Here is a 21,527-nt window from a genome sequence, read left to right as displayed (position 1 = left end):
GTCATGCACGAGACCTCCATCGCACACGACGCCGGCAGCGTCTTCGCCGACCTGCCCAGCAAGGACGGCTTCACCTGGCGCCCCCACGCCCTCGTCGAGAAGTGGGACCAGGAGCAGGTCGACTGGGTCGCCCGGCGCACCGGCGTCCTCGTCCCGTCCGGTGACCTCCTGGCCGCTCACGTCGCCCCGTACGACGTCGCCGAGGCGGCCGGGAACCTCCTCACCACCGCAGGCCTGAACCGGCTCACGTCGCTGCTGATCGGCGCCGGCGGCCAGGCCCTGACCAACACGTCCGCGCGGCTCGGCGTCGGGAACTCCACAACCGCCGCCGCGGTCGGACAGACCGACCTGCAGGCCTCGGCCGGCTCCGCCAACCGGCAGTTCAAGGTCATGGACGCCACCTACCCGCAGCAGTCCAACGGGGTCGTGACCGCCAAGTCGACCTTCGCCACCGGTGAGGCAAACTTCGCCTGGCAGGAGTGGTGCCTCGACATCGGCACCCCCACGGTCGCGGACGGCACCACGGTCAACGCGGTCATGCTGAACCGGAAGGTCGAGTCGCTCGGCACGAAGGTCTCCGGCGCCTGGGCTCTCACTGTCACGATCACGATCGCCTGAGGGCTGGCGGCGACATGCCCATCGGCACCTGCGACCACAACGCGCGCGGCGAGGCGTACAACGAGTTCGCGATCGAGCTCCCGCTGCCCGACCGGACCGGCTATGTGCTCATCGACTGCCGGTACACCTGGGATGGCGTCTCGACGAAGGCGACCGGCTGCGACGGGCCGGTCATCTTCCTCTGGACCAGGAACACCGGCACCTCGCCGGCCTGGGCCATGCTGCCCGACAAGAAGCGCGGCAACCTGTGGATCAAGCTCGACCCGCAGACCGACGTCACGGTCACCCAGAAGGGCACGCTGAGCAACCTCGGGCTGTCGAACGCGAGCGACGTGCGCTCGGTCCAGTTCTCGTTCGTCGATCCCACTCTCTGAGGACTGACAGATGGCGCTGACTGTCGTCTCCGGCAACGTCGCGATCACCCAGGACCAGCGCACGCTGTCGTGGACGATCCCGACGCTCGCTGTCGGCGACGTCGTGGTGGTCGCGGCTGTCACCTGGGACCAGGCGAACACCCTCAACCCGCCGTCCGGGACCGGGCTCACGTTCACGCAACGCCTCGCGGCCAACGCCGCGAGCCATACCCGGGTCTACATCTGGACGGCCGTCGCCTCGAGCGCCGGCTCCAGCGTCGTCGTGACCTGCTCGGTCCTCGCCGCGTCGAACAGCATCCACAACGGCACCCTCTACGTTTGCCCCACCGCGGACGGCTACAGCCTCGCCGCCACGCCGAACACGGCGACCTCGACCACGGGGTCGTCCGCCAGCCTGTCCGGCGCCTCAGGCAACCTCGGCATCGTCGCCGTCGGCGACTGGTCCGGCGGCAGCGGCGCGTCGCGCGCGTGGCTCGCGTCGGCCGTCGAGGACATGTACCAGTTCTCGAGCACCGACAGCACCCAGTACGGCGCCCACTGCGACCTGACTGGCGCCACCACGTCCGTCGGGCTCTCCACCCCGACCGGCGCCTCCTTCACCACAGGCGCCATCGAAATTCTGAAGTCCGGCGGCGGCGGACCTGCCCTTCCGCCGATCCTCGTCCAGCCACCCAGGAGATTCTGATGGCCAACTTCGTTGCCGGCGGACTGACCTCCGCGGGCTCGACCACACTCCCGGTCGCCGCCCTCGTCGGCTCCGCGGCGGTGCTGCCCCGCATCCGCGAGATCGGTGTCTTCAACACCACCTCGACCGCGGTGGCGCTCAAGCTCTGCCGCCTCACGACCGCCGGCACCCCCGGCGCATCACTCGGCGCAGTGGCGATGAACCCCAGGAACCCCGAAGCGGCGGTCGCGGCACTGAGGAACACCTACTCCAGCACCGCGCCGACGACCACGGACCTCGGCTTCCGAGCCGTCCTCGGCGCCGCGGTCGGCTCCGGGTTCGTGTGGACCTTCGATGACTTCGACCTCTGTGTCGACGCAGCCGCCAACGCCGGCGTCGGCATCCTCGTCGAGAACGGCACCGGCCAAGCCCTCCAGGTGTACTTCAAGTGGAGCGAGTGACCCCGCCGCTGATCTGACCAGCACCGAGCGGAGGGAGACGCCGTGTCCAACCTGATCCGCTACGGCGTGCCCCGCACCCGACCCGGCGGCGGACACCGGCCGTCGTTCCGAGTCGCCCCAGCTGCGGCCGGCGGCGGCCCCACACCGGTCGCCGGCACCGACACCGCGACCGCCACCGACGCCTCGTCCTCGCTGACCGTCGCGGTCACCGGTTCAGACTCCGCCACCGCGGCTGATGCGTCCGCGCTCGTTGTCCAGGTCACCGGATCCGACACCGCCACCGCGGCCGATGCGTCCTCGCCCGTCGCGGCCGCCAGCGGTTCTGACACGGGCACCGCGACGGACGCCTCGAGCACCCTGACCGTCGCGGTCACCGGTACCGACACGGCCACCGCCGTCGACGGCATGTCGACCCTCGACACCGGCGCGACCGCGAAGACCGGCACCGACGCCGCGACCGGAACCGACATCGCAGCCTCGCTGACGGTCGCTCTCACCGGCGCGGACACCGCAGCAGCTGCCGACGCGTCCTCGCTCAGCACCACGGCGACCGCGGCCGACGCCGCGACAGGTGCTGACGCTGCCCAGGTGGCCGTCTCGCTGACGCGCGGCGACTCGGCGGCAGGCACGGACGCCGGAGCCGTCACAGTCGCTGTGAGCGGCTCAGATACGGCCAACGGCACCGATGCGATGGCCGTCCTCGACACCGGAGCTACCGCGAAGGCCGGCACCGACACCGCTACCGGTGTCGAGGGAGCGAGCTCACTCACCGCGTCGACGACCAGGGCGGACACGGCGACCGCGGTCGACGCCGCCACGGTCACCGTCGTCCTCACCGCGACCGACGCCGCGAACGGCATCGACACCGCCTCCCAGCTGTCCGCGCTGCTCGCCCGGACCGACACGGCCACCGCTATCGACCTGGCCTCGCTCGCGATCCTCGACACGACCATCCCCAAGGTCATCGCCGACGGCGTCGAGACCGACGCCCGCTGGAGCACAGCGGCCACCCTCCACCGCTACGGCGGTGCCGCCACCCCACATCGATGGAGCAGCCCATGACAGACGCCCCACTCCCCCTGCTCCACCGGCCTCGCGGCAGCACCGAGCTGCTCGAGGGCAGCGTGAAGGCGAACGTCACCCTCGACATGGGGGTCGAGCTCGCGCTCTCCCGCGACGGCATCCACGTCGACACCGCCTGGCACCCGGCGGTCTGGGTCGGAGACCCGGGAACGACCCGGACCGCGCGCACGACCGCCGTCATCGAGCTCGACGACGCCTACCCCGAGGAGCTCTACGGGCTCTACGCCCGTCTCGATGTCGCCAACGGCGAGACGCCGGTCATCCACGTTGGTCGGGTCCACCTCTACTAGCCGCCGCCACCCAGCACCCGCCCCGTCGAGCCTCGCGCTCGGCGGGGCAGCTCCGTCGCGTCCAGGGGTTATCCACAGGTCGCCCGAAAGGGTCAAGCGAGTGGGGGTGCCGCGGCGTACCGTCCCTCCATGAACATCCACCTCCGCACCTCCCACGTCGTCGTCATCGCCATCGCAGCGGTCATGCTGCTCTTCGGCACCACCACGGCCGGCGCCGTCGCCGGCGCGAAGTGGATCGACGGCAAGCGCATCGAGAAGAACTCGATCCCCGCGAACCGGATCCAGAAGGGCAGCGTCGGAGGCACGCAGATCAAAGAAGGGCGCGATCCGGTCCGACCGCATCGCAGCCGACGCGATCACCCAGCAGCAGCTCGCCGACAACTCCGTCACGCCCGACGCGCTGACCGACGAGACCGTCCAGGAGCTCGCGCCGACCGTCGAGTACGTCGACAACGCGTTCACCGTGAACAACGGCGAGGTCAAGCAGGTCGCATCGCCGTGCCCTGTCGGCACGCTGGCCGTCGGCGGCTACGTGAAGTCCGGAGGTTTCGCCATGGATGCTTCCTCCTCCTTCATCGACCAAGCGCAGAACGCCTACGTCGTCCGCGTCGGTACCGCAGAGCCCACCTCTCAGGTTGTCGTCCAGACCATCTGCCTGCGCTGACCCGGGCTGTCGGCGCCGCCGTCTAGCCTCCCGGCCATGGCATCCCGCTCCAACATCGAACCCGGCATCGTCGCCGCCCAACTCGACGGCCGTGCCCGCTACCTGCTCGAGCACCAGATCCCACGCCACGATGCACTCGAGGACCTCCGCAGCATCGGCGCGCCAGCCGACCTCATCGCCGAGACCGCCGCCTCCCGCCGCGCCTGGTACGAGCAGCGCCCCGAGCCCGGCCGCGCCCAGTACCTCGAGGTCGCCGACCTCCTCGACGCCCTCCTGGAGCCGACCCCGTGACCGACCACGAGCGCACCGCCCTCACGCTGGCCGCCATCCACTACCGCCACCCCGCCGTACGGGAGACCCACGCCATGGAGCAGCTCGGCCTCACCCCGACGCGCTACTGGGCGCTCGTCGACCACCTCCTCGACCGCCCCGACGCGCTCGCCAAGATGCCCGCCGAGGTCCACCGGCTCCGCCGGGTCCGCGACGCCCGGAAACGCCAGCGCGCCGCTCGCTAGAGGTTGTCCATCGGCGACCGACCCCGGTACGCCTCCCGCGCACGCTCAGAGCGGCGCTTCGCACCGTACCGGTTCAGCATCTGCCGCGACCGCCACCCCGCGAGTTCCATCAGGTCGCTCTCGCTGCCACCCGACGACAACCAGGCGTCGGCGAACCCGTGCCGGAACATGTGCGCGTGGAGCTCCGGCACGCCAGCGGCCGCGCCGCGGCGCTTCAGCATCTGGTGCACCGCGTTCGCGCTCATCGCCTTCCCGTCCTTCCCCGACAGCCACAGCCACTTCGACTCGGCGTACGGCTGCCGAGCCCGGATCCGCAGGTACCGGTCGAGCGCCCGGGCCGTCGTGGCCCCGAACGGCAGGATCCGCTCCCGGTCGCCCTTCCCGACCACCAGGAGCTCGCGGGCCCGCAGGTCGAGCCCAGCGCGTCCCGCGCCGGCGATCTCGGACAGCCGTCCCCCGCTGTCGGCGTAGAGCAGGATGAGCGCCGCGTCCCGGCGGTCGACCATCCGGGGTCCGTCGCACGCGGCTATGACGTCGCGGAGCTGATCGGCGGTGAGGAAGTCGACGAGCTTCTCCGGCAGCTGCGGGGGCTTCACGAGCTCCATCGGGTTGGCCTCGATCTCTTGCTCCTCGAGCGCCCACGCCCAGAACGACCGCAGCGCGGTCCACCTCGTCCGGGCCGTGGCCGCCGACCGGGTCTCGTCGAGGTGCACCAGCCACTCCCTGAGCACCTCGGTGGTGATCTCGCGGGGGTCGTGGGGCTTGCCCTCGTCGACGAGCCAGGTGGCGAGGAGGCTCATGGCCTCGCGGTAGTTCCCGATGGTGCGGGGGCTCTTTCGCTCCTGGCGGAGGGTCAGCTCCCAGCTGTCGATGAGCGCGTTGAGCGCGTAGGCGTCGGCCACGTGTGTCTCCTGCAAGAGGTGGTGTGTGAACGCTGTGCGTTCGCTTACGTGTTCGACCCGAGGGTCATTCTTGCAGGTCACGCCGACATTTGTGGGCGCAGAGGGGATCGAACCCCCGACCACCTCCTTGTAAGGGAGGTGCTCTACCGCTGAGCTATACGCCCGACGCTCCCGGACACGCGTTCGGAGCGGGGACAGACTACGCAGGTTCGGACGTCGGCACGAACCCGGCCTGAAATGAGGTCGGACCGCAGGCGTCTCGGGTCACCTGCGGTCCGACGAGCCGGAGTCTAGGCGAGACGCGTGTGGCCTGTCCGGGGACTCCGCCGAATCCGGCCGCGCTGTCTAGACGTCGCGCGCCGGCGCTCAGATCGCGGCCGCGAGCTGGCGCAGGTGCTCGTCGAGGTCACGACCCTCGGGCATCGCGTTGTGCACGGCCCAGCGCAGCAGACCCTGCTTGTCGACGACGTACGACGAGCGCTGCGGGCAGCCCTTGGCCTCGTCGAAGACCCCGTAGGCGCGGGCCACCTCTCCGTGCGGCCAGAAGTCGGAGAGCAGCGGGAAGTTCAGGCCGTCCTGGTCGGCGAACACACGCAGCGAGTAGACCGGGTCGCACGAGATCGCGAGCACCTCGGTCTCGAAGGTGAGGAACTCCGCCAGCCGGTTGCGCACGCCGGTCATCTCGCCCGTGCACACCCCGGAGAACGCGTAGGGGTAGAACAGGATCGCGACGGCCTTCTTGTCGCGGTAGGACGACAGCGTGACGTCCTGGCCGAACTGGTCGCGCAGCGTGAAGTCAGGTGCGGGCGCGCCGAGCTCGAGACCGGTCATGGCTCAATCCTGTCACCGGCCGGGGACAGACCTTCAACCGGTCCTCCGATCGGCGTCGGTCACTCGGTCGAGAGGTCGCGCTTGAGCACCTTGCCGGTCGCGTTGCGCGGTAGCTCGTCGAGGAACACGATCTCGCGCGGCACCTTGAAGCGGGCGAGGTTGTCCTTCACGTGCTCCTTGAGCTCCGCCTCGGTCACCGGGCGGGCGACGGCGACGTACGCCCGCAGGCGCTTGCCGAAGTCGGCGTCGTCGACCCCGACCGCCGCCACCTCGAGCACGGCGTCGTGGCGGGCCAGGCAGTCCTCGACCTCCTTGGGGAAGACGTTCTCGCCGCCGGACACGATCATCTCGTCGTCGCGACCCTCCACGTGCAGGCGGCCGTCGGCGTCGAACCGGCCGACGTCGCCGGTCGACATGAGCCCGCCGATGAGCTCCTTGCCGCCGCCACCGGTGTAGCCCGGGAAGAGCAGCCCGTTGCCGACGAAGATCCGCCCGCTGTCGCCGTGCGGCACCTCCACGCCGGCCTCGTCGAGGATCTTCACCACCGTCGCGTACGGCGGCTTCCCGGCCGCGTCCGGAGCGGCGCGGAGGTCCTCGGGGGTGGCGATCGAGGCGTAGGCGACCTCGGTCGACCCGTAGATGTTGTAGAGGTTGTCGCCGAAGCGGTCCATCCAGGTGAGCGCCAGGTCGCCGGGCAGCGCGGAGCCGGACGACGCGACGACCTTGACGCGGGACAGGTCGTAGCGGTCGAGCGTCTCCGCCGGCAGGGCGAGGATCCGCTGGAGCATCACCGGGATCACCGCGATCGAGTCGCACCGCTCGTCGGTGGCGACGGCCAGGCAGGACTCCGGGTCGAAGCGCCGGCGCAGCACCATCGTCGAGCCGAGGAGCATCGAGAGCGCGAAGTGGGCGAAGCCCCAGGTGTGGAAGAGCGGCGCCGCGATGTGGGTGCGCCAGCCGTAGCGCAGGGGCATCCGGGACAGCAGCGACACCGCGGCCTCCAGGCCGGCCTCGCTGCGCGGGGCGCCCTTGGGAGTGCCGGTGGTCCCCGAGGTGAGGATCACGATGCGGCCGTGCCGGCTCGCGGGCGGCACGTCGGCGTCGGAGCGGCTGGCGACCAGCGACTCGATCGTCGGACCCTCGGTCGGTCCGTCGGTCCAGGCGAGCACGCGGACGTCGACCTCGGCACCCTCCAGCAGGCCGGCGAACTCCTGGTCCAGCACGATCAGCTTCGGGCGCTCGCGCTCGACGACCTCCAGCAGCTGGGGCCGGGCGAACGCGGTGTTGAGGTAGAGGCTGTCGGCGCCGAGCTTGGCGGTGGCGATGCTCGCGTCGATGAAGCCGCGGTGGTTGCGGCACATGATCGCGACGCCGTCCCCCGACCCGACGCCGTGGTCGGCGAACGCCCGCGCGAGCGCGTTGGAGCGCCGGTGCAGCTCGTCGTACGTCAGGGAGCCGAGCTCGTCGACGACGGCCGTGCGGTGCGGGTCCAGCCGGGCGGCGGCGGTGAAGCCGCCCGCGGGGCCGAGGCCCCAGCTCCTCAGCGCCAGTCCGCCCCGGACCAGTCCCGCAGGGCTGTGCGGCCGGATGACGCCCGACTTGCCGAGGACGCGCGCTGTCGTCCCGGCTGCCGTCAGTCCCGAGCGAACCTTCTGGAGCACCCCCGCAGGCTACGCGAGCGACTTGGGGGCGACCAGGCGGGTCGCGGACCAGTCCTTGCTCACGGCAGCCGTGGTGGTCTGCGACAGGCCGGCGATCGGCGCGGCCTCGGCGATGTCGGCGGGGTCGACCGCGTTGGAGCGACCGACCTTCGGGGTGAGCAGCCAGATCGCGCCACCGCCGACGAGGTCGGTCAGTGCGTCGACGAGGCCGTCGACGAGGTCGCCGTCCTCGGCGCGCCACCACAGGAGCACCGAGTCCACGACGTTGCCGTAGTCGGCGTCGACCAGGTCGGCGTCGATGCGGTCCTCGACCGCAACGCGCAGCTCGTCGTCGGCGTCGGCGTCCCAGCCGAGCTCCTGGACGACCATGCCGGGCTTGAAGCCCATGCGGTCGGCCGGGCCAGTAGGTCCGGTCTGGGTGGACCCACCACCCTGCGTCGAGCTCAACGCCTGCCTCCCGTCGGTCGGATCCCGGGGTTGGGATCGAAGTGGGGAGTAGTCCAGCGGAGTTCCCCCGAGGGCGCAACCCGTCTCCACCACGAGAGACCGAGGTTCCGCGTACTCGTCGGTAGATTTCTCCCCGTCTGAGCGCGTGCAACGATTGGCGACGTGACCGAAGACGTAACCCCCACGGACACCCAGCGGAGCGGCACCACCCCGACCGTCATCCACGAAGGACTGCCCACCCAGCTGCCCGACATCGACCCCGACGAGACCCGCGACTGGCTCGACTCGTTCGACAGCATGGTCGACGAGCGCGGCCGCGAGCGGGCGCGCTACGTGATGCTGCGCCTGCTCGAGCGGGCGCGCGAGATGCAGGTCGGCGTGCCCGCGCTGCGGAGCACCGACTACATCAACACCATCCCGCCGGAGCGGGAGCCGTGGTTCCCCGGCGACGAGGAGACCGAGCGCCGGATCCGGGCGTTCATCCGGTGGAACGCCGCCGTGATGGTGTCCTCCGCCAACCGCAAGGGGCTCGAGGTCGGCGGCCACATCGCGACGTACCAGTCCTCGGCCAGCCTCTACGAGGTCGGCTTCAACCACTTCTTCCGCGGCCACGACCACCCCGGCGGCGGCGACCAGATCTACATCCAGGGCCACGCCTCCCCCGGCATCTACTCCCGCGCCTTCCTCGAGGGCCGGCTGACCGAGGAGCAGCTCTACCGCTTCCGGCAGGAGGTCCAGCACGGGGCCCACGCCGGCCTGTCGTCCTACCCCCACCCCCGGCTGATGCCGGACTTCTGGGAGTTCCCGACGGTGTCCATGGGCCTCACCGGCCTCAACTCGATCTACCAGGCGCGGTTCAACCGCTACCTGCACAACCGGGGCATCAAGGACACCAGCGACCAGCGCGTGTGGGCCTTCCTCGGCGACGGCGAGATGGGCGAGCCCGAGTCGCTCGGCGCGATCCGCACCGCGGCCCGCGAGGAGCTCGACAACCTGGTCTGGGTCGTCAACTGCAACCTCCAGCAGCTCGACGGCCCGGTCACCGGCAACGGCAAAATCATCCAGGAGCTCGAGGCCAACTTCCGCGGCGCCGGCTGGAACGTCATCAAGGTCGTCTGGGGCCGCGAGTGGGACCAGCTTCTCGCGCGCGACGTCGACGGCGTGCTCGTCAACCGGATGAACAACACCCCGGACGGCGCGTTCCAGACCTACTCGGTCGAGACCGGCGAGTACATCCGCGACAGCTTCTTCGGCAGCGACCCGCGGCTGCGCCGGATGGTCGAGCACATGACCGACGACCAGATCCGCAAGCTGCCCCGCGGCGGCCACGACTACCGCAAGGTCTACGCCGCCTTCGACGCGGCCACCAAGCACGTCGGGCAGCCGACGGTGATCCTGGCCAAGACCGTCAAGGGCTGGACCATCGACGCCCTCGAGGGCAAGAACGCCACCCACCAGATGAAGAAGCTGACCCAGGACGACCTCAAGAAGTTCCGGGACCGCCTCTACATGCCGATCTCGGACCGCGACCTCGAGCGCTCCTACGAGGAGACCGGCAGCGCGCCGTTCTTCCACCCGGGCGCCGACTCCCCCGAGATCGAGTACATGCTCGAGCGGCGCAAGGCGCTCGGCGGCTCGCTGCCCAAGCGGGAGGTGCGCGCCAAGGCGCTCACCCTGCCGGGCGACGCGATGTACGCCGAGCTCAAGCAGGGCGGCGGCAAGCACAAGATCGCCACCACGATGGCCGTCGTCCGGCTGCTCAAGGACTGGATGAAGGACCCGGAGATCGGCAAGCGCATCGTGCCGATCGCGCCCGACGAGTACCGCACGTTCGGCATGGACTCGATGTTCCCGAGCGCGAAGGTCTACAACCCGGCCGGGCAGCAGTACGAGTCGGTCGACCGGAAGTTGTTGCTCTCCTACAAGGAGTCGCCGCAGGGCCAGATGCTCCACGAGGGCATCTCCGAGGCCGGCGCGCTGGCCTCGGCGACCGCCGCGGGCTCGGCGTACTCCACGCACGGCGAGCACATGATCCCGTTCTACATCTTCTACTCGATGTTCGGCTTCCAGCGCACCGGTGACTCGATCTGGGCGATGGCCGACCAGCTGGCGCGCGGCTTCCTGGTCGGCGCGACCGCCGGGCGGACCACGCTGACCGGCGAGGGCCTCCAGCACGCCGACGGCCACTCGCCGCTCCTCGCGGCGACCAACCCCGCAGTCGTGCACTACGACCCGGCGTTCGCCTACGAGATCAGCCACATCATGAAGTCCGGCCTCGAGCGGATGTACGGCGAGGGCGGCTTCGACGGCACCGGCGAGAACGTCATCTTCTACCTGACGGTCTACAACGAGCCGGTCGCGCAGCCGGCCGAGCCGGAGGGCGTCGACGTCGAGGGCATCCTCAAGGGCATCCACCACGTGAAGGCGGGCGAGGGCGAGGGCCCGCGGGTGCAGCTGCTCGCCTCCGGCGTCGGCTTCCCGTGGGTCGAGGAGGCCCAGCGCCTGCTCCGCGAGGAGTGGGGCGTGTCCGCCGACACCTGGTCGGTGACGTCGTGGAACGAGCTGGCCCGCGACGGTGCCGCCGCCGAGGAGTGGAACCTGCTCCACCCGGGCGAGTCCCCGCGCACGCCGTACGTCGCCGACAAGCTCCAGGCGGTCGAGGGCCCGGTCGTCGCGGTGTCCGACTACATGCGCGCGGTGCCGCTGCAGATCGCCCGCTGGGTGCCCGGCGACTACCGCGTGCTCGGCGCCGACGGGTTCGGCTTCGCCGACACCCGCCCGGCCGCCCGGCGCTTCTTCCACATCGACGCGCAGTCGGTCGTCGTCCAGGCGCTCCAGGCGCTCGCCGACGCCGGCCAGATCGGCCGGGACAAGGTCGAGGAGGCGTTCAACCGCTACCGCATCGACGACCCGACCGCGGTCGCCGACGTCAAGCAGGAGGGCGGCGACGCGTAGTCGCTCCCGGACGCACGCAGGGCGGTGACCGCTGGTCACCGCCCTGTGGCATTTCCGGCGCTGCTAGGCCGTGTCCTCCACGGCCCGCAGCCGCGGCTGCGTCGCGCCGTTGCGCAGCAGCGCCCGGAACCGCGCCCGCGAGTACGTCGCCGGCTGCGTGGTGCGGATGAACTCGTGCACGACCTGGGCGAACCGCAGCGGGTGGTCCTTGTGCGGGAAGTGCCCGGCGTCGGGGATGACCTCGACCCGCGAGCGGGGCGCCAGGGCCGCGGCGTGGTTGGCGTGGCGCACCGGGATCACCCGGTCGTCGCGCCCCCACACGACCCACATCGGCATCTCCTCGGTGAGGTAGGCCCGGTCGGCCATCGACACGATCTGGCCCTGCCAGTCGACGACCGCGCGCACGACGTGCCGGAGGGCCGCCCGCGCCTTCGGGTCGCGCATCGAGTCGTAGATGTGGGCGACCTCGTCGAAGTCGCGGGTCGACTTCAGGCCCAGGTTGGCGAGGGTGCGCAGGCCGGCCATGCCGAGGTGGCGTACGCCGGGCAGCGTCAGCACGCCCATCACCTCGTGGAAGCCCGGTGTGCCGATCGCGCGGATGCCCGGGTGCACCTCGGGGCCGAGGCCGCCGGAGGCCACCAGCATCAGCCGCTCGGTGCGCTCGGGGAACTGGTAGGCGAACTGCATCGCCACCCCGCCGCCGAAGCTGTGCCCGACGACCGTGACCTTGTCGATGCCCAGCACGGTCAGCAGGTCGCGCATCCCGTTGGCGAAGCCGCCGAGCGTGTAGTCGGCCCGCGGCTTGTCGGACTGCCCGTGGCCGAGCAGGTCGGGTGCGATCACCGTGTAGCGCCGGCTGAGCGCGTCGATCACGGGCTCCCAGGTGCGGTGGTCGCAGCCGAGCCCGTGCAGCAGGAGCACGGCCGGACCGGAGCCGACCCGCACGAACGCGCGGCGATGGCCGTGGATCGTGACGAACTGGACCTCGTGCTGGGTCACGGTGTGCTCCCCCCGACGTGAAGGGTCGATTCAACCAGATGACGGATCGCCGACCGAGCAGGGATCCCGCTCGGCGCCCGGGTCTTAACGCAATCGTTGCTCGCCCGATAGGTTCGCGGCGTGGCCACTCGACCGGGTGTGTCGCCCCACCAGCGGGCGGCCGACGCGCTGCAGCGCGCGAGCGGCGCGCTCAGCACGGCTGCGATGACCCGGATGGACCAGGAGGTCCCCTGGTTCCAGGCGCTCAGCGCCGAGGACCGCGCCTGGGTCGCCACGATCCTGCAGGCCGGCATCCGCGGGTTCGTCGACTGGTACCGCGTGGCCGACCAGCCCGCGCCCGCCGGCACCGAGATGGTCGCCTCGGTCTTCGGCGCCGCCCCGCGCGCCCTGGCGGGCGTCATCAACCTCCAGCAGACCGTGGACCTCGTGCGGCTCACGATCGAGGTGGTCGAGGAGAACGTGCCCGACCTGCTGGAGCCCGTGGACGCCGCCGAGGTGCGCGCCGCGGTGCTGCGCTACGCCCGTGAGGTCGCCTTCGCGACGGCCGAGGTCTACGCCCGGGCCGCGGAGCTCCGCGGTGCCTGGGACGCCCGGCTCGAGGCCCTCGTCGTCGACGCGGTGCTCCGCTCCGACCCCGACGAGGCGCTGCTGTCCCGCGCCAGCGCCCTCGGCTGGGCGGGCCGGGGCGACGTGGCCGTCGTGCTCGGCACCGTGCCCGCGGAGCGGAGCGACACCGACACCTTCGACGAGGTACGCCGTACCGCTCGCGCGGCGGGCATGGACGCCCTGTGCGCGGTGCAGGGCGACCGGCTGGTCGTGGTCCTCGGCGGCGCGGACCGCAGCCGCGAGGCGGCCGCGGTCATCGCGGACCTGTTCGGCCCCGGGGCGGTCGTCGTCGGGCCGGTGACCGACGGCCTCGGTCAGGCGCACGTCTCCGCCCGGGCCGCGCTGGCCGCCCACCGCGCCTCGCCCGGCTGGCCGGACGCGCCGCGGCCGGTGCGCAGCGCCGACCTGCTCCCGGAGCGCGCCCTCAGCGGCGACGGCCACGCGCGCCGGCACCTGGTGGACGAGGTCTACCTGCCGCTGGTGCACGCCCGCGGCACGCTGATCGAGACGCTCTCGGCGTACTTCCAGCAGGGCTCCTCGCTCGAGGCCACGGCGCGGGCGCTGTTCGTGCACCCCAACACCGTCCGCTACCGGCTGCGCCAGGTCGCGGAGCTGACCGGCTTCTCGGCGACCGACCCGCGCGAGTCGCTCACGCTGGAGATCGCGCTCATCCTCGGTCGGCTCTCCGGGCGTTTGTAGGAACCCTACAAAGACTCGCGCAGTGATTTCGTGCGGGCCGCGGTCGAGGTTCGGTCGCTCCGCGGGGCAGAGTGGACAACGTGCTCGTCATCGTCGCTCCCGGTCAAGGTGCTCAGACTCCCGGCTTCCTCGTGCCCTGGCTCGAGGACCCCACGTTCGCGGCCCGCTTCGACTGGCTCTCGACCGTCGCCGGCCTCGACCTCGCCCACTACGGCGCCGAGGCCGACGCGGAGACGATCCGCGAGACCCAGATCGCCCAGCCGCTGCTGGTGGCGACGGGGCTGGTCGCCGCGCTCGAGCTGTTCCCGCATCCCGCCGACGCCTACGACCAGGTCGGCGCGGTCGCCGGCCACAGCGTCGGCGAGATCGCGGCCGCGGCCGGTGCCCGGGTGATCACCGCCGAGCAGGCGATGGTGCTGGTGCGCGAGCGCGGCAAGGCGATGGCCCAGGCGTCCGCGGTCACCCCGACCGGCATGACCGCGGTGCTGGGTGGGGACCGGGAGGACGTGCTGGCGGCCATCGACAAGCACGGCCTGACCCCGGCCAACGACAACGGCCCGGGCCAGATCGTCGCGGCCGGCACGCTCGAGCAGCTCGCGGCGTTCGCCGAGGAGCCGCCCGCCAAGGCCCGGCTGGTCCCGCTCAGCGTCGCCGGCGCCTTCCACACCCAGCACATGGAGCCCGCGGTGGGCCACCTCGCCGGGCTGGCCCAGTCGGTGTCCGTGCACGACCCGCGCACCCGGGTGATCTCCAACCGGGACGGCAAGGTCGTGCACGACGGCCGCGACGTGCTCGCCCGGATCGTCGGCCAGATCGCCAGCCCGGTGCGCTGGGACCTGTGCCTCGAGACGATGGCCGACCTCGGCGTCACCGGCATCCTCGAGATGCCGCCGGCGGGCACCCTCACCGGCATCGCGAAGCGGGCGCTCAAGGGCGTCGAGACGTTCGCCCTCAAGACGCCCGACCAGCTCGAGGACGCACGCGCGTTCTGCGCCAAGCACGGCGAGTCCTCCGGCATGGAGACCACGCCCACGTGGCGGATCGTCGTCTCCCCCGCCAAGGGCACGTTCCACGTGGCCGCCGAAGCGGCCGACGCCGACGTGCTCCCGCCCGGCACGACGATCGGCGAGATCGCCAGCCTGCGGGACCGCAGCGCGATCACCGCGGCGCACGGCGGCCGGGTGGTCGAGTGGCTCGTCGAGGACGGCGACCTGGTCTCCCCCGGGCAGCCGCTGCTCCGCCTGCACCCCGAGGGTGGCCAGTGATGGCCGCGCTCACCCCCGCCACGGGCGCCCAGCACGCCGCGATCCTCGGCCTCGGCAGCTACCGGCCGAGCCGGGTGATCCCCAACGCCGAGGTGGTCGAGGCGATCGACTCCAGCGACGAGTGGATCCAGCAGCGCTCGGGCATCAAGCAGCGGCGCTGGGCCACGCCCGAGGAGACCGTGCAGATGATGTCGGTCGCCGCCGCGCGCACCGCGCTCGAGCGCGCCGGCGTCGACGCCCGCCAGATCGACTGCGTCATCGTCGCGACGGTCACCCACATGTTCCAGACCCCGGCCGTGGCCACGGCCATCGCCCACGAGCTCGGCACCGACCAGGCCGCGGCGTTCGACATCTCCGCCGCCTGCGCGGGCTTCTGCCACGGCGTCGCGCTCGCGTCCGACCTGGTCCGCGGCGGCAGCGCCGGCTACGCCCTCGTGATCGGCGTCGAGCGGCTCTCCGACATCACCGACATCGGCGACCGCGGCACGGCGTTCATCTTCGCCGACGGTGCCGGCGCCGTGGTCGTCGGTCCCAGCGAGACCCCGGGCATCGGGCCGGTGGTCTGGGGCTCGGACGGCGAGCAGTTCGACCTGATCCGCCAGCGCGAGGACTGGCGCGACGTCGTCGCCTCCGAGCGCCCCGAGATGCCGCACCTGGTGATGCAGGGCAACGCCGTGTTCCGCTGGGCGTCCTACCAGATGGCGAAGACCGGCCAGCAGGCCCTCGACCGCGCCGGGGTGAGCATCGACGACCTCGACGTCTTCGTCCCCCACCAGGCCAACATGCGCATCACCGACGCCATGGCCCGCGCCATGAAGCTGCCCGAGCGCGTCAAGATCGCCCGCGACATCGCCGAGCAGGGCAACACCTCGGCCGCGTCCATCCCGCTCGCCCTGGACCGGATGATCGAGGAGGGCGACGCCAAGAGCGGCGACACCGCCCTGCTCATCGCCTTCGGCGCCGGCCTCGCGTACGCCGCGCAGGTCGTCACCGTCCCCTGACCCACCCCGTTCCACACGGTTCACGCACCACCCGACGGAAAACCCCCAGAGAGAAGGAAACCGCCAGATGGCCACCACCGAAGAGATCCGCGCCGACCTCGCCGAGATCGTCAACGAGGTCGCCGGCATCGACGCCGACGACGTGCAGCTCGACAAGTCGTTCATCGACGACCTGGACGTGGACTCGCTGTCCATGGTCGAGGTGGTCGTCGCCGCCGAGGAGAAGTTCGGCGTCTCGATCCCCGACGACGAGGTCAAGAACCTCAAGACCGTCGGCGACGCCGTCGCATTCATCGAGCGGGCCCAGTCCTGAGCTGACCCGCTCGTCGTACCCCTCAAGGAGCAGCATGTCTTCCACACGAGTCGTCGTCACCGGTCTCGGGACCACCTCCCCCGTCGGCGGTGACGCCCCCAGCACCTGGGACGCCCTGGTCAGCGGGCGCTCCGGCGTCCGGTTCCTGACCGACGACTGGGCCGAGGAGATGCCGGTCAAGATCGCCGGCCGCATCGCCGTCGAGCCGACCGAGGTGCTCGAGCGGGTCAAGGCCCGTCGCCTCGACCGCAGCTCGCAGTTCGCGCTGGTCGCCGCGATGGAGGCCTGGAAGGACGCCGGCCTCGAAGGCGCCGAGGTCGACGGCGACCGCCTGGGCGTCGCGATGGCCTCCGGCATCGGCGGCGTCACCACGCTCCTCGAGGGGTACGACAACCTGATCACCAAGGGTCCACGGCGGGTCTCCCCGCTCGCGGTCCCGATGCTGATGCCCAACGCCCCGGCGGCGAACATCAGCCTGTACGTCGGAGCGCGCGCGGCGGTCATCACGCCGGTCTCGGCGTGCGCGTCCGGCAACGAGGCGATCGCCCACGCCGTCGACCAGATCCGCCTCGGCCGCGCCGACGTCGTGGTCGCCGGCGGCACCGAGGCTGCGGTCCACCCGCTGCCGATGGCGGCGTTCGCCAACATGATGGCGCTCTCCAAGACCGCCAGCGGCCCCGAGGGCGGCGACCCCACCACCGTCTCCCGGCCGTGGGACCTCGCCCGCGACGGCTTCGTGCTCGGCGAGGGCGCCGGCGTCCTGGTGCTGGAGTCCGAGGAGCACGCTCGTGCCCGCGGCGCCCGCATCTACGCCACGGTGCTCGGTGCCGGCATCACCGCCGACTCCCACGACATCGCGCAGCCGGACCCCGGCGGTCGCGGCGGAGCCCGCGCGATCAGGATGGCCTTCGAGGAGGGCGACGTCGACCCCACCACGGTCGCGCACGTCAACGCCCACGCCACGTCGACCCCGCAGGGCGACATCGCCGAGGGCCTGATGCTGCACGCCACCCTCGGCTCGCACGTCAACGAGGTCGTGGTCACCAGCACCAAGTCGATGACCGGTCACCTGCTGGGCGGCGCCGGCGCGCTGGAGGCGGTCGCCACCGTGCTCGCCCTCCACCACCGCATCTCGCCACCGACGATCAACCTCGACAACCAGGACCCGCAGGTCGAGCTCGACATCGCCACCAAGGCCCGCGACCTGCCGCTCGGCGACATCGTGGCCCTCAACAACTCCTTCGGCTTCGGCGGCGCCAACGTCGCGGTCGCGTTCGGGAGCGTCTGAGATGACGGCCACCGTCGCCCGACCGACGAAGCTGCCCCGCGAGGAGGACCCGCGCAACCCGGTGCACCGGCTCACCGCGCTCTTCGACGAGGGCACCCTCGAGCTGATCACCCCCGACGACGACTCCGGCATGCTCGCCGCGGTCGGCACGGTCCGGGGCACGCGCGTCGTCGCGTTCTGCTCCGACGCCACCGTCATGGGCGGCGCGATGGGCGACCTCGGCTGCCGCGTCGTCGTGGACGCCTACCACCGGGCCATGACCGACGGCAGCCCGATCATCGGGCTCTGGCACTCCGGCGGCGCCCGCCTCGCCGAGGGCGTGCTGTCGCTCCACGCCGTCGGTCGGATCTTCCAGGCGATGACCCAGGCCTCCGGCAAGATCCCGCAGATCTCCGTCGTCCTCGGCCCGGCCGCCGGCGGCGCGGCGTACGGACCCGCGCTCACCGACGTCGTGATCCTCGGCCCCGAGGGCCGGATCTTCGTCACCGGCCCCGACGTCGTCCGGTCGGTGACCGGCGAGGACGTCGACATGCTGCGGCTCGGCGGCCCGGAGCCCCACGGCCGCCGCTCGGGCGTCGTGCACGTCCTCGCCGACTCCGAGCGCGACGCCCTGGACCGCGCCCGCGACCTCGCGTCGCTGCTCGGCTCGCAGGGCTCGATGAAGGTCGACGAGGTCGAGGACCGCGACCTGGCGGCCCTGCTGCCGGAGTCCAAGAAGCGCGCCTACGACGTGCACCCCCTCGTCGAGTCGATCCTCGACGAGGGCACCGCCCAGGAGCTGCACGCCCGCTGGGCCCCCAACATCGTCACCGCGCTCGGCCGGCTCGGCGGGCGCACCGTCGGCGTCGTCGCCAACAACCCGCTGCGCCTCGGCGGCTGCCTCGACTCGCTCTCCGCCGAGAAGGCGTCCCGCTTCGTGCGGATGTGCGACGCGTTCGGCGTCCCGCTGGTCGTGGTCGTCGACGTCCCCGGCTACCTCCCCGGTGTCGGCCAGGAGTGGGACGGCGTGGTCCGCCGCGGCGCGAAGCTGCTGCACGCCTTCGGCGAGTGCGTGGTCCCCCGCGTCACGCTGGTCACCCGCAAGACCTACGGCGGTGCCTACATCGCGATGAACTCCCGCTCGCTCGGCGCGACCAAGGTCTTCGCCTGGCCGGGGGCGGAGGTCGCCGTCATGGGCGCCGTCGCCGCGATCCGGATCCTGCACCGGCGCCGGCTCGCCGAGGTCGCTCCGGACATCCGCCCGCAGGTGGAGGCGGAGCTGGCCGCGGAGCACGAGCGGATCGCCGGTGGCGTCGACAAGGCCGTCGAGATCGGGGTCGTCGACGAGGTCGTCGACCCGACCCGGACCCGGTCCGCGCTCGCCCAGGCGCTCGAGGCCGCCGTCCAGGCCGACGGCGTACGCCGCGGCGTGCACGGCAACATCCCGCTGTAGCCCCATAACCCACGGCGCGGCCTCGCGTTGGACAGGTATGACGTGGGCCACACGTGGAGCGACGGCGTTGGCCAGCACCCCGCTCGTGCTGGCGCTCCTCGTCGCTCCGGCATCTGCCGACGGGCCGTCCGACCCGATCTCGGGGCTGGTCGGCCAGCTCCTCGGTCCGCCCTCCTCCGCGTCGGCGCCCAGCCCGACCACCCCGAGGACAGCGACCGCCTCCGGGTCGGCCTGGGGGTTCGACGGGGTCCTGCGCCACGGGTGTCGCGACTACCCCTACCGCTACGCGATCAGCACGCCGACCGACGAGTGGACGCTCGAGGTGTTCCTGCGCGACCGCGACGGTCGCAACCTCGCGTCCGGGACCTTCATCTCCGACAGCGATCCCACCGAGCGGGCCGCCCGCTTCCGCTTCTGCCGCTACTCCACGCGACCGGGCTGGTTCACGGTCCGGTCGCTCCTGCACTGGTACGACGCGGACGGCACCGGCCACCGCCAGTGGCTCGGCGAGACGCGCTTCCGGCTGCGCCGGCCCCGCTAGCCGACGTGGGCGTCAGACGACTTGGTGCAGCCAGCGCACCGGGGCGCCGTCGCCGGCGTGCCGGAACGTCTCGAGCTCGTCGTCCCACGGCTTCCCGAGCAGCTTGTCGATCTCGACGAGCAGCGTGGTGTCGCCCAGCGCCGCCTTCACGACGGCGGCCTTGAGCCGGTCCTCGGGGATCATCAGGTCACCGTGCAGGCCGGTGACGGCGTGGAAGACGCCGAGCTCGGGCGTGAAGGAGTAGCGGGCGCCCTCCGATCCGGCGGTGGGCTCCTCGGTGATCTCGAAGCGGAGGTGGTTCCAGCCGCGCAGCGCGGAGGCGACCGCGGCCGCCGACCCGACCGACCCGCTCCAGGACAGCTCGGCACGGTAGGTGCCGGACTGCGCCGGCTGCGGGGTCCAGTCCAGGTTCACGGGTACGCCGAGGACACCGCTGACGGCCCACTCGATGTGCGGGCACAGCGCGGACGGCGCTGAGTGCACGTAGAGGACACCTCGCGTCGCGGTGCGCGTGGCAGTGCTAGTCGTCACCGTTGCCTCCTTCATCTCCAGCGCGAGATGCGCCTTCCCCAGCGGTCTCTCTCCGGGATGAAATGAGGCGGGAGTGACGAACGTGAAATTGTGGCTCCATTGTGGCCCATGGGGCCGCCGAACGCCAGCAGATCCGCGCAGGACACACGCGTGTCGCGGTCAGGCGCCGCGCGCACCGATGCCGGGTCCACGACGCTGTGGGCCGGGTCCGTCAACGCTCCGAGGACGAGGCCGTCGCCCACCCCGACCGCCGCTCCCAGGCTCTCGGGGGCCAGCGCGACGCCCTCGCCCCCGAAGCGCAGATGCGCTCAGCCTTGGTGCTTCTCCAACAGCTCGGCACGCTCGGCCGCGTCGGTGAGCTCGTCGCTGTCGATGGCGTGCGTGCGGTGGAACCAGGCCAGCGCGTCCTGCTCACGGCCCGCGGCCTCGAGCGTGTCGGCGTACGCGTAGCGCAGCCGCACGACCCACGAGGACCGGCTCTTCGACTGCAGGGGCGCGAGTTCGAGGGTCCGCAGCGCGGCGTCGAGCTGGCCGAGGTCGCGGCGGGCGCCGGCCTCGACGATCGTCATCTCGGCCTTGGCCTCCGGACCGAAGTTCGCGACACCCGGGCTCTTCGCGAGCTTGAGCGCCTCCTGCGGCTTGCCCAGTGCGCGGTGGCAGTCGGCCATGATCGGCAGGTACGCCGTGGCGCCGTTCATCCGCTTGGCGGCCCGCAGCTCGGCGAGCGCCTCCGCGTAGTGGCCGGCGGCGTAGGCCGCCTCGCCCGTCGCCTCGCGCACGACCGCGATCCGGGGCGCCCTGGCCCGCGCGGCCAGCGTGTGCTGGTAGGCGGTCTCCGGGTCGTCGTCGACCAGCATGCCGGCGGCGACCATGTGGCGGGCCACCCGGTTCGCGAGCTTCTCGGGCAGTCCCTTCAGCTGGGCGGACACCGCCCGGTCGAGCTCGGCGCCGGTGATGTCGGCCGGCAGGTCCGGGCCGTCGTAGACCGCCTGCTCGGCGGAGCGCGGCGCCTGCTCGCGCGGGCCGCTGCGCGCGGGCGGCTTGCCGCCGCGGCGCGGCGGCGCGCCCTTGCCGGCCGGCTTCCCGCCTCGCGACTGCCCGGGCTTCCCGTCGCGGGCCTGCGCCGGCTTGCCGCCTCGCGACGACGCGGGCTTCCCGCCCGACTGAGGTTTGCCCCCGCTCGGACGACCCCCGCGGCGGGGACCGTCACCGGACGGACGCTGGCTGCGACGCTGATCGGCCACGACTGTGCTCCTGCTGGGCTGGTACGGGAAGGTGCAGAAATGAGTAGAGGCCACCTTACGGTGGCCTCTACTGAGTGTATGTCCGGCGGCGTCCTACTCTCCCACAACCTCTCGGTTGCAGTACCATCGGCGCTGAAAGGCTT

At 72.0% G+C, this 21,527-nt stretch carries 25 protein-coding genes and 1 tRNA gene; 17 read left to right on the top strand and 9 right to left on the bottom strand.

The window, feature by feature from the left end; all coding sequences use genetic code 11:
- Positions 1-3: 3 nt before the first annotated feature.
- From HZF07_RS00130 to HZF07_RS00105, 6 genes are read left to right on the top strand one after another with little or no spacing between them, the layout of a single operon-like run.
- Positions 4-618 (top strand): hypothetical protein, encoded by a 615-nt coding sequence (locus HZF07_RS00130; protein WP_157346027.1) that lies wholly within the window; start codon positions 4-6, stop codon positions 616-618.
- Between the two features lie 14 nt (positions 619-632).
- The gene (locus tag HZF07_RS00125; RefSeq protein WP_157346025.1) at positions 633-992 is read left to right on the top strand and encodes a hypothetical protein; all 360 of its coding nucleotides are present in this window, start codon (positions 633-635) and stop codon (positions 990-992) included.
- Between the two features lie 10 nt (positions 993-1,002).
- Positions 1,003-1,677 carry a hypothetical protein gene (locus HZF07_RS00120; protein WP_157346023.1) on the top strand — a complete coding sequence of 225 codons (675 nt, stop codon included), beginning with the start codon at positions 1,003-1,005 and terminating at the stop codon, positions 1,675-1,677.
- The gene (locus HZF07_RS00115; protein WP_157346021.1) at positions 1,677-2,117 is read left to right on the top strand and encodes a hypothetical protein; all 441 of its coding nucleotides are present in this window, start codon (positions 1,677-1,679) and stop codon (positions 2,115-2,117) included. Before HZF07_RS00120 ends, HZF07_RS00115 begins: the two co-directional genes overlap by 1 nt.
- 42 nt (positions 2,118-2,159) lie before the next feature.
- The gene (locus HZF07_RS00110; protein WP_157346019.1) at positions 2,160-3,179 is read left to right on the top strand and encodes a hypothetical protein; all 1,020 of its coding nucleotides are present in this window, start codon (positions 2,160-2,162) and stop codon (positions 3,177-3,179) included.
- Complete coding sequence (locus HZF07_RS00105) at positions 3,176-3,490, top strand: hypothetical protein (RefSeq protein ID WP_157346017.1); 315 nt, start codon at positions 3,176-3,178, stop codon at positions 3,488-3,490. Before HZF07_RS00110 ends, HZF07_RS00105 begins: the two co-directional genes overlap by 4 nt.
- Before the next feature lie 92 nt (positions 3,491-3,582).
- On the opposite strand, the gene HZF07_RS00100 is transcribed toward HZF07_RS00105, so the two are convergent.
- Positions 3,583-3,795 (bottom strand): hypothetical protein, encoded by a 213-nt coding sequence (locus tag HZF07_RS00100; protein ID WP_157346015.1) that lies wholly within the window; start codon positions 3,793-3,795, stop codon positions 3,583-3,585.
- Between the two features lie 158 nt (positions 3,796-3,953).
- Here HZF07_RS00100 and HZF07_RS00095 point away from each other — a divergent pair, with 158 nt between their 5' ends.
- From HZF07_RS00095 to HZF07_RS00085, 3 genes are read left to right on the top strand one after another with little or no spacing between them, the layout of a single operon-like run.
- A complete protein-coding gene (locus HZF07_RS00095) occupies positions 3,954-4,154 on the top strand; it encodes a hypothetical protein (RefSeq protein ID WP_157346013.1) in 201 nt (66 codons plus the stop codon).
- Between the two features lie 36 nt (positions 4,155-4,190).
- Positions 4,191-4,445, top strand: a complete 255-nt coding sequence (locus tag HZF07_RS00090; RefSeq protein WP_157346011.1) for a hypothetical protein — start codon at positions 4,191-4,193, stop codon at positions 4,443-4,445.
- A complete protein-coding gene (locus HZF07_RS00085; RefSeq protein ID WP_157346009.1) occupies positions 4,442-4,669 on the top strand; it encodes a DUF3263 domain-containing protein in 228 nt (75 codons plus the stop codon). The genes HZF07_RS00090 and HZF07_RS00085 overlap by 4 nt, the downstream gene beginning before the upstream one ends.
- Here HZF07_RS00085 and HZF07_RS00080 read toward each other — a convergent pair.
- From HZF07_RS00080 to HZF07_RS00060, 5 genes are all read right to left on the bottom strand, one after another.
- On the bottom strand, positions 4,666-5,571 hold the full coding sequence (locus HZF07_RS00080; protein WP_181644577.1) for a tyrosine-type recombinase/integrase: 906 nt from the start codon (positions 5,569-5,571) through the stop codon (positions 4,666-4,668). The genes HZF07_RS00085 and HZF07_RS00080 overlap by 4 nt on opposite strands.
- Before the next feature lie 92 nt (positions 5,572-5,663).
- Positions 5,664-5,735, bottom strand: a tRNA-Val gene (locus HZF07_RS00075).
- A gap of 202 nt (positions 5,736-5,937) precedes the next feature.
- Positions 5,938-6,402: a peroxiredoxin gene (locus HZF07_RS00070; protein WP_157346005.1), complete on the bottom strand. Its 465-nt coding sequence runs from the start codon at positions 6,400-6,402 to the stop codon at positions 5,938-5,940.
- Positions 6,403-6,461: 59 nt separating this feature from the next.
- On the bottom strand, positions 6,462-8,063 hold the full coding sequence (locus tag HZF07_RS00065; protein WP_181644576.1) for an AMP-binding protein: 1,602 nt from the start codon (positions 8,061-8,063) through the stop codon (positions 6,462-6,464).
- A gap of 9 nt (positions 8,064-8,072) precedes the next feature.
- The gene (locus HZF07_RS00060) at positions 8,073-8,450 is read right to left on the bottom strand and encodes a DUF3052 domain-containing protein (protein ID WP_157346002.1); all 378 of its coding nucleotides are present in this window, start codon (positions 8,448-8,450) and stop codon (positions 8,073-8,075) included.
- Between the two features lie 279 nt (positions 8,451-8,729).
- Here HZF07_RS00060 and aceE point away from each other — a divergent pair, with 279 nt between their 5' ends.
- A complete protein-coding gene (aceE, locus tag HZF07_RS00055; RefSeq protein WP_309504457.1) occupies positions 8,730-11,465 on the top strand; it encodes a pyruvate dehydrogenase (acetyl-transferring), homodimeric type in 2,736 nt (911 codons plus the stop codon).
- 63 nt (positions 11,466-11,528) lie between these two features.
- Here aceE and HZF07_RS00050 read toward each other — a convergent pair whose 3' ends face one another.
- The gene (locus HZF07_RS00050) at positions 11,529-12,464 is read right to left on the bottom strand and encodes an alpha/beta fold hydrolase (RefSeq protein ID WP_309504119.1); all 936 of its coding nucleotides are present in this window, start codon (positions 12,462-12,464) and stop codon (positions 11,529-11,531) included.
- A 120-nt stretch (positions 12,465-12,584) separates the two neighbouring features.
- Here HZF07_RS00050 and HZF07_RS00045 point away from each other — a divergent pair, with 120 nt between their 5' ends.
- The 7 genes from HZF07_RS00045 (at position 12,585) to HZF07_RS00015 (ending at position 19,609) form a co-directional block, all read left to right on the top strand.
- A complete protein-coding gene (locus HZF07_RS00045; RefSeq protein WP_309504117.1) occupies positions 12,585-13,769 on the top strand; it encodes a PucR family transcriptional regulator in 1,185 nt (394 codons plus the stop codon).
- A gap of 80 nt (positions 13,770-13,849) precedes the next feature.
- On the top strand, positions 13,850-15,034 hold the full coding sequence (locus HZF07_RS00040; protein WP_181644574.1) for an acyltransferase domain-containing protein: 1,185 nt from the start codon (positions 13,850-13,852) through the stop codon (positions 15,032-15,034).
- Entirely contained in the window at positions 15,034-16,035 is a 1,002-nt protein-coding gene (locus tag HZF07_RS00035; protein WP_157346001.1) for a beta-ketoacyl-ACP synthase III, read from the top strand. Before HZF07_RS00040 ends, HZF07_RS00035 begins: the two co-directional genes overlap by 1 nt.
- A gap of 67 nt (positions 16,036-16,102) precedes the next feature.
- The gene (locus HZF07_RS00030) at positions 16,103-16,348 is read left to right on the top strand and encodes an acyl carrier protein (protein WP_157345999.1); all 246 of its coding nucleotides are present in this window, start codon (positions 16,103-16,105) and stop codon (positions 16,346-16,348) included.
- A gap of 34 nt (positions 16,349-16,382) precedes the next feature.
- Positions 16,383-17,636, top strand: coding sequence for a beta-ketoacyl-[acyl-carrier-protein] synthase family protein (locus HZF07_RS00025; protein WP_157345997.1), 1,254 nt, complete (start codon positions 16,383-16,385; stop codon positions 17,634-17,636).
- A gap of 1 nt (position 17,637) precedes the next feature.
- Entirely contained in the window at positions 17,638-19,068 is a 1,431-nt protein-coding gene (locus HZF07_RS00020; RefSeq protein ID WP_157345995.1) for an acyl-CoA carboxylase subunit beta, read from the top strand.
- Positions 19,069-19,135: 67 nt separating this feature from the next.
- Positions 19,136-19,609 carry a hypothetical protein gene (locus HZF07_RS00015; RefSeq protein ID WP_157345993.1) on the top strand — a complete coding sequence of 158 codons (474 nt, stop codon included), beginning with the start codon at positions 19,136-19,138 and terminating at the stop codon, positions 19,607-19,609.
- Positions 19,610-19,621: 12 nt separating this feature from the next.
- Here HZF07_RS00015 and HZF07_RS00010 read toward each other — a convergent pair whose 3' ends face one another.
- Entirely contained in the window at positions 19,622-20,155 is a 534-nt protein-coding gene (locus HZF07_RS00010; RefSeq protein WP_157345991.1) for a DUF3145 domain-containing protein, read from the bottom strand.
- Positions 20,156-20,448: 293 nt separating this feature from the next.
- Positions 20,449-21,384 carry a tetratricopeptide repeat protein gene (locus tag HZF07_RS00005; protein ID WP_181644573.1) on the bottom strand — a complete coding sequence of 312 codons (936 nt, stop codon included), beginning with the start codon at positions 21,382-21,384 and terminating at the stop codon, positions 20,449-20,451.
- Positions 21,385-21,527: the final 143 nt, after the last annotated feature.

Source organism: Nocardioides agri (assembly GCF_013778305.1).
GTDB lineage: Bacteria > Actinomycetota > Actinomycetes > Propionibacteriales > Nocardioidaceae > Nocardioides > Nocardioides agri.
The sequence above is the reverse complement of the archived record's forward strand: the minus strand, read 5'-3'. Positions and strand labels throughout refer to the sequence as shown.